This window comes from Nitrospirota bacterium (assembly GCA_020846775.1).
Classification (GTDB): Bacteria; Nitrospirota; 9FT-COMBO-42-15; order HDB-SIOI813; family HDB-SIOI813; genus RBG-16-43-11.
In genome coordinates, this window is record JADLDG010000023.1 from 271,647 (window position 1) to 282,245 (window position 10,599).

12 protein-coding genes are annotated in these 10,599 nt (G+C 44.0%); 5 read left to right on the forward strand and 7 right to left on the reverse strand.

Going from position 1 to position 10,599, the window contains the following annotated elements:
• Nucleotides 1–16: 16 nt before the first annotated feature.
• Nucleotides 17–1,957 (reverse strand): carbon starvation protein A, encoded by a 1,941-nt coding sequence (locus IT392_03960; protein MCC6543642.1) that lies wholly within the window; start codon nt 1,955–1,957, stop codon nt 17–19.
• Between the two features lie 16 nt (nt 1,958–1,973).
• Nucleotides 1,974–2,771 carry a ribonuclease H-like domain-containing protein gene (locus tag IT392_03965; protein MCC6543643.1) on the reverse strand — a complete coding sequence of 266 codons (798 nt, stop codon included), beginning with the start codon at nt 2,769–2,771 and terminating at the stop codon, nt 1,974–1,976.
• 48 nt (nt 2,772–2,819) lie between these two features.
• Between IT392_03965 and IT392_03970 the strand changes: the two genes are divergently transcribed.
• From IT392_03970 to IT392_03980, 3 genes are all read left to right on the forward strand, one after another.
• Nucleotides 2,820–5,009 carry a HAMP domain-containing protein gene (locus IT392_03970; GenBank protein ID MCC6543644.1) on the forward strand — a complete coding sequence of 730 codons (2,190 nt, stop codon included), beginning with the start codon at nt 2,820–2,822 and terminating at the stop codon, nt 5,007–5,009.
• A 1-nt stretch (nt 5,010) separates the two neighbouring features.
• Nucleotides 5,011–5,697, forward strand: a complete 687-nt coding sequence (locus IT392_03975) for a response regulator transcription factor (GenBank protein MCC6543645.1) — start codon at nt 5,011–5,013, stop codon at nt 5,695–5,697.
• Nucleotides 5,698–5,874: 177 nt separating this feature from the next.
• Nucleotides 5,875–7,110: a NarK/NasA family nitrate transporter gene (locus tag IT392_03980; protein ID MCC6543646.1), complete on the forward strand. Its 1,236-nt coding sequence runs from the start codon at nt 5,875–5,877 to the stop codon at nt 7,108–7,110.
• Nucleotides 7,111–7,145: 35 nt separating this feature from the next.
• Here IT392_03980 and IT392_03985 read toward each other — a convergent pair whose 3' ends face one another.
• Nucleotides 7,146–7,799 (reverse strand): HAD-IA family hydrolase, encoded by a 654-nt coding sequence (locus tag IT392_03985; protein ID MCC6543647.1) that lies wholly within the window; start codon nt 7,797–7,799, stop codon nt 7,146–7,148.
• 171 nt (nt 7,800–7,970) lie between these two features.
• Here IT392_03985 and IT392_03990 point away from each other — a divergent pair, with 171 nt between their 5' ends.
• Both IT392_03990 and IT392_03995 read left to right on the forward strand, forming a co-directional pair.
• Nucleotides 7,971–8,228 (forward strand): hypothetical protein, encoded by a 258-nt coding sequence (locus IT392_03990; GenBank protein MCC6543648.1) that lies wholly within the window; start codon nt 7,971–7,973, stop codon nt 8,226–8,228.
• Nucleotides 8,229–8,387: 159 nt separating this feature from the next.
• Nucleotides 8,388–8,828, forward strand: a complete 441-nt coding sequence (locus IT392_03995) for a universal stress protein (protein ID MCC6543649.1) — start codon at nt 8,388–8,390, stop codon at nt 8,826–8,828.
• Between the two features lie 37 nt (nt 8,829–8,865).
• On the opposite strand, the gene IT392_04000 is transcribed toward IT392_03995, so the two are convergent.
• The 4 genes from IT392_04000 to IT392_04015 all read right to left on the reverse strand — a co-directional run.
• Complete coding sequence (locus IT392_04000) at nt 8,866–9,090, reverse strand: zinc ribbon domain-containing protein (protein ID MCC6543650.1); 225 nt, start codon at nt 9,088–9,090, stop codon at nt 8,866–8,868.
• 131 nt (nt 9,091–9,221) lie between these two features.
• Complete coding sequence (locus tag IT392_04005; protein ID MCC6543651.1) at nt 9,222–9,575, reverse strand: DUF2294 domain-containing protein; 354 nt, start codon at nt 9,573–9,575, stop codon at nt 9,222–9,224.
• A 125-nt stretch (nt 9,576–9,700) separates the two neighbouring features.
• A complete protein-coding gene (locus IT392_04010; GenBank protein ID MCC6543652.1) occupies nt 9,701–10,228 on the reverse strand; it encodes a carbonic anhydrase in 528 nt (175 codons plus the stop codon).
• A 237-nt stretch (nt 10,229–10,465) separates the two neighbouring features.
• On the reverse strand, nt 10,466–10,599 hold a 134-nt coding region (locus IT392_04015), incomplete at its 5' end, for an NADP-dependent isocitrate dehydrogenase (protein ID MCC6543653.1).

Here is a 10,599-nt window from a genome sequence, read left to right on the forward strand (position 1 = left end):
ATATTCAGACCATCAACTAATGAACCTCCAGGTCAGTTGCCCATTCAACTACTTCGCTCGTTACTATCTCTCTTTTCCCTGCCAGGTAGCCATACCATTTAACAAATGAATCTGCTACAACAATAACCGCAAGTATCGCCATAGAGGCGACCAGTACTGCATCAAGCCTGAATGAAAATGCGTCAGAAGAGGCCGCTGAATTTGCCGCCTTTACAAGAAACATATCCATCAGTTTATACGATGCAGTCATAGTCATGGTGAACATAAACAGCATCGGGATAAATGTGACCCATGCATACCGTAACTTACCCATCTTTATAATTACTGTCGTTCCGATACAAAACGCAAGCGCTGCAAGGAGCTGGTTAGCCACACCGAACATCGGCCAGATGGTAGATATGCTCCCTGAATATATCAAATAGCCCCATGCACCGACTACAATCAGGCTTGTCAGTATAGTTCCAGGAATCCAGTCAGACTTCGCTAACGGCTTATATGCATACCCCCCCAATTCCTGAATAATAAATCTCGCCACCCGAGTCCCTGTATCTACTGTCGTCAAAATAAATAGCGCCTCAAACATAAGGGCAAAGTTATACCAGTATGGCATGAGCCCCCTCATCCCTGGAAGGCTTGAGAATATATATGCCATTCCAACTGCAAGTGAGACCGCGCCCCCAGGACGCCCTGCTACATTCGTTCCTACCAATCCCGACAGCTCGTGTACCTTAGAAACAGGGAAACCCAACTGAGCCAGCGCATCAAATGACAATGTTGTATTGATGGCAAAATAATCTCCAGGTATTAATATAGTTGCTGCAACTACCGCGACAACAGCCACAAATCCCTCCATCAGCATAGCGCCAAAGCCAATAATCTTTATCTCTGACTCCTTTTGAATCATCTTTGGTGTAGTACCTGAAGATATCAGTGAATGAAACCCTGAGACAGCGCCGCAGGCAATAGTTATAAACATGAAGGGGAAGATGGCGCCTGGGATAACAGGCCCCCCGCCGCTGACAAAATGTGTTACCGCGGGCATCTGAATTTCAGGCGCCAGGAAAAGTACCCCCGCAGCAAGGAGTGCAACGGTTCCTATTTTCATGTATGTTGATAGATAATCTCTTGGACAGAGGAGCAGCCATACAGGAAGGACTGACGCAATAAATCCATACGCAGCCATACTGAATACGAGGGTATTGCGCGAAAGATTAAAATAAGGTTCAAGAAATGATCCCGGGATATATTGACCGGTTATAACTGCCAGCAGCAACAGTGTCACACCGATTACACTGACTTCTCCCACTCTGCCATATCTTATCTTATACAGATAAATGCCCATGAATAACGCGATAGGCATCGTCGCAGCTATAGTAAAGGTCCCCCATGTACTTCTGGTCAGTGCATTGACTACTGCCAATCCGAGACCGGCCAGCGCTACCAGGATGATAAAAAGTATTGCAAGGGCGGCAGTGATTCCTGCAACCGGACCGATCTCATCTTTTGCAATCTGTGCGAGGGATCGTCCGTTCCTTCTGACAGATGCTGTAAGAATGACAGTATCATGCACTGCGCCGCCAAGTGAGGCCCCTATCAATATCCAGAGAAACCCCGGAAGGTATCCGAATTGTGCGGCCAGGACGGGCCCAATCAAAGGCCCTGCGCCGGCAATAGCCGCAAAGTGATGGCCAAACAATACCCATTTATGCGTTGGATGATAATCCCTTCCATCAGCCATTCTATTGGACGGGGTAAGTCTCCTGTCATTAAGTACAAGTACCTTAGAAGTAATAAATGAACCATATAGCCGGTATGTGATTGTAAAGATACATGCAGCCGCCACCACAAGCCAAAGCGCATTAACCTTCTCTGCAGGATTAATTATCTGAGCAGCAACGGCAAGGGCAAATGCGCCGGTTACAGCAAGTATTACATTAATAATTGTTGATATTTTCATTCGATAAAAGAGCCTCTCAATCACTCCTCACAGTATTCACTCTCTTGTACATTCCCGGCAGCAGTCTATCATATTTATTGCACAACTTTTCAAAAAAGATATCTGCAAGAGTTAAAAGGTTTTTAGTATCAGCCTCATTATATCTGACCAGCAAATCAAGTGCCTTGTTGTCGCCATGCATGTAGCGGTTCCACAGAATAACGGCATCATATCCGCTCATTCCTGTTACGTCTTCATCTCTGCCGATTCCAAGATATGTCTCAACCTTCTTGAGTCCTCCTTTCAGGCCCAGCTTGTGTCCCGCCGGACACAGATCAAAGTGTGGAAGATTTATACTGAATCCTGGAAAACACTTCTTAAGGAACGGAATATCGAAGCTGCGTCCGGCAAATGTTATAAGAAGCTTATATTGTGACATTACATCTGTTAATATCCTATGATCCAGATTTATGCCTTGAATAAATGTCTTCATACCACCGGAATCATATAATCCTACTATAGTTACGGCATTATCACCTGGGAAACTCCCCGTTGTCTCTATATCAAGACATACAGAATCCTTTCGAAATTCATTAAACATACGCCAATGCTCTGCATAGTCAAGCTTTGACAGAAAATAGACACTATCTGAATTGTTTAAAGCTGAAATAGCATCAGACAAATGGGTATCATACAGAGCCTTTCTTTCCAGGGATATACCACGGATATGTTTCATGCCAAGAAAGTCATCCCATGTGAATGCCCCTTCCCTCCAGATATGTCTTTCAAGCCTCGCCCCGATGCCGGGTAGAAAACAGAATGTTTTTCTTATCATCCTTTTGATTTTAATATCATAATGACGTTTAATCAAGGGTGTGATAAAATGATATTTCTCATGATGTCCAGGAAACGATTCGGGATTCAATTCAAAATATTCATATCCCTCCTGATTGTGGGGCTGCTTTCCGGGTTGGTCTTCCTCTTCTTCACATTCATGACTGAGACGAGGGTTATTGAAGATTCATTTGGCCCTGTATTTCAGACAATTGCAACAGAGACCTCAAAGAAGATAGACATGGTTATTAACAAGAGGGCTCAGGATGCCAGGTCTCTCGCCATAATGCTGGGTACAAACTACAATTCATTATCCGGACCTGAAATAGAAAATTACATTGAACGATACCAGAGAGAAAGAGGTGATGAGGTAATCTCAATCCTGGTTAGAAATAATAACGGCACCAGGATAGCTTCTGCCAAAGGCGGGACATATTCACAGAAACAATCAACCAGGACATTTGTTGAGAGATACTTCCTCAGTGAAATAGATTTTGATGAGGTTAAACAGACCTCATCAATCTCAATGTCTGTTCCCATTACCGATAGCCTTACAGGTGAAATTGAAGGATCTCTCAATGTACTATTTGACCTGAGAGAGGTCTTTGGAATAATCTACGACCTGAAGATATGGAAGACCGGTCATACGGACCTTGTTGAATCTGACGGAACTCTGATAGCTTGTTCATTATCATCTTCGCCAACCCATAAGATCAGTAATTATCTTTTATCCCAGGTCTCCTCATCGGAACCTGGCTGGAAGCGGGCGTATAATGAGGAACATAGCAGAACAAATAGTATAATTGGTTACTCTCCGGTTAAAACAACCATTGATACTGCAAATTATTCTTTAAGAGGAAAGAGGCTGTATGTACTGGTTAGCCAATTCTATCAGGAGGCATATCCCACGTTATATAATCTCCTGTGGAAGGCATTACTATTAAGCCCTGCTGCAATTGTCATTCTCGCATTCCTGGTTTATATTACCGGGAAATGGATCGCAAAACCTATCAAAGTCCTGAGTGAGGGAGTTGAGTTGATGGGACAGGGACAACTCAATCATGACTTAAATATACATACAGGGGATGAGATTGAACAACTCGCTGATAATTTCACACAAATGGCGAAAAACCTTGGACGCAAATTTGAAGAGATCCGCCTGGAGAAGGACAAGTTAAACACAGTAATGGACAATCTTGGCGACGGATTACTCATACTTGATCAGGACTGTAAGATCAGCCATATGAATTCGAAATTTGTTAAAGAATTGGGGATGGCTTCAATCGGGAAGTCATGCAGAGACGTTTTTGGATTTCGGGATGCCTTCTGTAATGACTGTACTGTAAAAAAGGAAGTGGACTTCAGACCCCATACATTTGAGGCTGATACAAATAAAGGACGCTCATATATAATTACCCACTCGAGAATAAAGAACATTGATGGCACATTATCCACAGTGGAGGTCTTTACAGATATAACCGACCGGAAACGCCTTGAGCATCAACTCCTGTATACAGAGAGGATTTCAGCGCTAAGCCGTTTTTCATCAACTTTTGCCCACGATTTAAGAAACCCCATCATCGCAGTAAAGAAAACCCTGGAGATGCTCAGGGATTCAGCCGGTACAGATAGTAAGCGCCCGGATCATGAGATTTACACTGACCTTATATCAACATGCGAGCTTACCCTCTGTCTTGTCAATGATGTACTTGACGTTCATCAGGTCAGCTACAGCGAACTTCCCCTGATATATTCATCATTCTCCTTATCTGAGGCACTGGCAGAAGTTGTAAGGATCCTGAGGATAGAGGCAATGGAAAGAAATAATGTCATAGAGATTAACGGTGATAATGGAGACGGTGATATATTTCTTGAAGGTGACAAGAGACGTCTCCAGCGGGTTTTTATAAACCTGCTGAGCAATGCAATAAGACACTCCCCGTCTTCAGGAGCGATTAAAATGACTTTCCGGGTTGATTCAAATAAAGGATCTTCAGATGATTACAGACTGTTCTTCAGGATGGAAGATGAGGGCCCTGGAATTTCATCCTCAGATCTGTCAAGAGTTTTCGATCTGTTTTATAAAAAAGATAGCGAAAATATTAAGTCGGGAACAGGATTGGGGCTTTATTTTTGTAAAGTAGTGGTAAATGCACATGGCGGAAGAATATGGGCAGAAAACAAGATGACCGGAGGCGCAGTGTTCAATATAGAGATGCCTCTTGTCCGGAGGAACTAAAATGAATATAAGAATCCTTATCGCTGATGACCAGCGCCTTTTTCGTCAAAGCCTTAAATATCTTATTGAGCAGGAGAAGGAAATCAAGGTCGTGAGTGAAGCGGCCAACGGGCAGGATGCATGTACTCTGGCGCTCGAGTTTAATCCTGACATAATCCTTATGGACGTTGACATGCCAAAGCTGGATGGCATAGATGCTACGCGCCTGATCCTGGAGCAAAAGCCAAAGATAAAGATCCTGATGCTTTCAGTGCATGATGACGACGAGCGGATAATATCCGCTATCCGTAACGGGGCAATCGGCTATATACTCAAGGATGCCGACCACAGGGAATTTATCCGTATAATCCGGAGCACATACCTGAAGGAAGAAATAATATCACCGTTTCTTGCGAACAGGACACCAAAGATAATCGCCCGGATTGGCAGGGCTAATGATGACAACAAATATAACACGTCAAATAATGCCTCCAGGATTTCAGAACTTACAGACAGAGAGGTTCAGATAGTAAAATTGCTGGCTGACGGGAGGAGTAACAAGGAAATTGCAGACTCGATGTTCGTGGCTCTTGAAACTGTCAAATCACACCTCCAAACTATTTATAAAAAGATGGATGTAAAAGGACGGACTGAGGCAGCAGTCTATTACTTGCGTGAGAAGGCCATCAAAACTAACACTAATGAGTGAGTTTTAATGGCACTTTAGAGCTATTATTAACACCTCTGAAGAAATTATTCCATCCTTCCGGGCGATTTACAACTTACAATTAATTTTGCTAATTTACCCATATTGGCTATCATAGTTTCAGCCATTAATGTCTCATCACGAATAAGTTGCAACTGGGTGGAATAACGGAGGTGCATCATGGCAAAAGGGTTCTGGAAATCAGGCCATCCCCCGACGCTTATCATGGCGTTTCTGTACTTCGATATGAGTTTCATGTGCTGGATGGTAAACGCTGCAATGGCGCCATTTATTAGTCAGCAGCTCGGATTAACACCATCAGAAAAAGGTTTAATGCTGTCAATACCTGTCCTGGCAGGCTCCCTGCTAAGGATACCTCTCGGACTGGTAGCTGAGATTGTAGGCCGCAAACCTGCCGCACTGATTGGACTTGCAATTACCATCGGGGCAATGTTCTACGGATTTTCTCTTGTCAGCACCTATACCGAAGTGTTGATCATGGGTGGTCTTCTTGGAATTGCCGGTGCAAGTTTTGCAGTAGCCCTCCCACTCGGAGCCGGTTGGTTCCCTCCTAAATATCAGGGACTTGCAATGGGTATAGCCGGAGCAGGCAACAGCGGCACAATTTTCGCGGGACTGTTTGCGCCTCCACTTGCCCAAATGTATGGCTGGAACATTGTTTACGGTTTTTTTGCTATCCCGATTGTTGTCGTATTAATCCTCATGTGGCTAATTGCCAAGGAACCACCTGATAAAATGGAAAGGAAAAAGGCTACACACTATCTTAAGGTGCTGGCAGAAAAAGACATATGGGTCTTTAATTTATTGTACTGGGTAACATTCGGAGGGTTCGTGGGATTTGCCAGCTTCGTACCAACGTTTGTTGCAGATGAGTACGGGATTAGCAAGGTTGCTGCAGGGCAATTCATGATACTTATTGGATTCTCGGCAAGTGCAGTCCGTGTAGTAGGGGGCTGGTTTGCTGACAGGTTTGGCGGCATCCGTGCCCTTAGCGGCATATATATCATTATTCTCATAGGCGCCCTTGCGGCCAGCTCGCTGCCGTCACTATATGTCCTGCTTATTGCACTGTTTTTAATGGCTGCGGGTATGGGTGCAGGCAATGGCTCTGTATTCCAGCTTCTGCCTCTTCGTTTTCCACAAGCCAAGGCAATTACGTCAGGTATAGTAGGAGAATTCGGATCTCTTGGAGGTGCATTCATTCCACTAATTATGGGATGGTCTATGCAGTATATAGGTAATTACTCGTTGGGATTTGTCATCTACGGTATAACTGCCGTAGTAGCGTTAGTTATACTTCTGGTCGTTCAGAAAAAATGGACGACCAGCTGGGTTGGAAAGGGGGGCAAGGCATTACCTGAGACTCGAGAATATTCAAGCGAACATATCGGATGATTATAATCATTTAAGCGAGAATGATGCAATTTATTTTAAAGGATTTTTTTCAGGGCTGATATTTCATTGATGATTTGATCACAACCGGCATCCTCAAGCTCTTTTCTGCTTCGAAACCCATATTCAACGCCAATTGTTGCAATACCGGCCCGCTTTCCTGCCTCGCAATCAACGGGACTATCTCCCACGATTACGCACCTGTCTCTCGTGACACCCAGGGATGTCAGGGCCTTCTCAACCGGCTCAGGATGGGGCTTCCTGTTTACTACGGAGTCTCCGCCAAGTATTAGCATAAAATATCTTACAATCTCAAGGTCTGCGAGTATCTTCTCTGAAAACCTGACAGGTTTGTTCGTTACGACAGCCAACTTTGTATTTTTCTGTTTAAAGAATTGAAGTGTCTCCTCCACTCCGGGATAGAGGTATGTACTCACCACACTATGATCCCAGTAGAACTCTAAAAATCTATCCCTTGCATAATCAATACGTTCTGCAGTCTCTCCAGGCATCATTTTCTCAAGAAGCGTCTTTACTCCCCACCCTATCCCCTCTTTAACCTTCTCCGGGTCAATCTTCTTATATCCCAATTCTGCCAATGTCATATTAGCAGCCCAGGCTATATCTTCACTCGAATCAATCAATGTCCCGTCAAGATCAAATATAATGAGTTCGATATCGCCACTCTCCACAGGCGCCTCCTTATGAATGTTTTGCCTAATTAAAATACACTATTCAGGTGATTTACACTACCACTTTATAGTGCTATTCTAATAAATGAGAATGGTTATCACTCTCAACATAGATTCAAAAAAAATGAAGAATAAACCCAATGCAATGGGTTACGGGAGGAGGTGAGTGGGATGGAGAGATATATTATTGAGTCTCCTCACTCTAAGGATGAGTGTCTGAAGGCTCTGGACGAGATTTTATCAGAAGGACCATCCGTTCTTAGCAAATTCGACTGGGGTTGTAGTGCAGGTGACCACACGGGTTATGCCATAATTGATGCTAACGATGAAATTGAGGCCAAGAATCTGGTACCTCGATTTATTCGTAGTAAGGCACGTGTAGTCAAGGTAGGCAAATTTACCCCGGAACAGATTAGATCATTTCATTAATGATTTGAGGTCTTTTAACAGGCCAACATAATTACCCTTATTCTGCTCATCCGCAGGATGAGGGTTTTTTTATCCAGCAGGACACTGCATCTTCTCTTCTTAAATTACATTAAGGGATATGTTATAATCATGCGATTTGCCAATCTTGGGAGGGATTGCATGGAATATCGCATTATACTTTGCCCCATAGACGTACCTGAATTATCTGACATGGGGGTAGATACTGCAGCATATCTAAGCAAACTCTCGGGTGCAAGACTAATACTGCTACATGTGGGGGAAGACTGGTACAGATCCCAACAGTTGACCACAGACTCCCGTGAATGGGCTGCAATCCACGAGGAGTGGCTGGATGAGGGAAGGAGGCTATTAAGGGATGCTGAGGCCAGGGTTCGGGAGGCAGGAGTAATTAATGTCGAGACCGTACTGTCTGAGGGTGATGCCGCTCATGAAATAATCGTCGAGGCAAAAAAGAGAAGAGCAGATTTAATAGTTATGGCTCATGAGCGTCACTCCAGGATTGAAGATTTCTTTATAGGAGGTATAACAGACAGGGTTACCCGGAATGCTCCCTGTTCAGTTTTACTGATATATGTATAGATTGTTCTCTGACATAAGATAGCGGGGGACCTTATTATTAATTAATTCCACACTGCCCCCGGCCCGGTGATTCACATGAACCGCATGGGGAAGGCGGCATATCCCCGGTTCTTCCATGTGAAGCCGAGGCAGCAAATACAGAAAACTGTTTCTTTACACGCTTACTCTCGCATTGGACGCAAACGACCTGACTTTCAGAAAACGAAACAAGTCTCTCAAACAACGTCCCGCATTCTTCACACTTATACTCATACAATGGCATTTATTTAACCTCCATTAAACATCAGGATTCTAACATCTCACTGAATATATTGTCAATTTATACGGACGCTTGGGTACTACAATTATTTTTGAGAATTTCCAGGCAATTGGCTTATCGGATGCCTCGTTTATTCAGACATGTTTAATCCCTGATTTCTTGTCTTTTTTCTGAAAATCCTTGTCCAATACATCCGCCAATGTAAATATGATGATCCTCTCTCCGGTGTTAGTACTAATATCCGTATGAAGGCTCGTCACGTCTACCCCGACGATATCCCGAATGACTCTCGAGAGAAGATCTCTCGCACTCTCCAACATGGTCGCCCTTACCTTCTTGACCAGGTCTCTCCCCTCCTGAGTCTTGGTGAGATGCCGCTCCGCGTCGGTAAGAACGCCTTTAAGCCTCACGATGACCATGTCGTCTATTATGAATGTCTTAGTCTCTTTCGGCCCGCGTCCCATGTATTCAAGCTCAAACTTGGTCATGGCATTGCTGACCTCAGCCTCTATCTGCCCTTTTGATTTCACCTTTCGCTCCCAAGTCTTGATACCATCACCTCATTTATAATCTAAATAGATTAAAAAGCCAATAGTTATCTTACTTCATCGTCTCAATTGATCAGATACAGAAGGTCATCCTCTAAAGAGTAATATAGCGGTGCAACAACAATACCGGGAAATTGGGTGCGGATAATATCAACCTCGGAAAGCACTGAACTTACCGCATCTTTCTTATTGTATAACAGGCATGAATCGTGGAAATAACTTTCTGCAACAGACTTATCCCATCCGCCACATTCAGACAGCCCTCTCACAAAATCCATCCTCCTTGACTCAAGATCAACCATCATGCAATCACTATGGCCGATCACCGCTATATGCCGTATACCGCCTACCGCTACTGTAAAGGATAGAGAAAAGGAAACCCCATTTCGCGTCGCACCGCCGTTTCGTACAATAAATGCGAATTTCTTAGGTAGCCTCAGGGCCTGACGGTTATCCATACACATAAGTACAAGAACTTCAGCCCTGTCATATTGTTCCGGATCGAGACATCTATTATGAGATAACAGGATCCTTGCGATAGGGGTATTACAGTATGGCTCAGGTATATCCATCTCACTCTTAACGTTAACCATATTATTCAAAAGATTCTCCCTCATTCAATAATTCCCTTTCAGTCATAAACCCTTAAATTATTTCAGAACCCCTAAAACCGCTATCACCCAAATAAAAAGGCCAACATCCATCCTGACAGGGAATATGATGTTGGCCTAAATTACAGCAGGGGGTCTGTCTCATCACCCCCCCCTGTTATGTCTGCCGATATCTTCTCTTACGGTAAAACTAAATTGGAACTCCTGAAATTATCTGATTTAACCAATAGCCGCCAGGGCAGCGTTGAAGGTTGCGCTTGGACGCATCGCCCTGGATGTCTTCTCCGGATCAGGGTGATAATAGCCGCCTATGTCAACAGGTTTACCCTGTGCTCCTATCAGCTCTCCGGCAA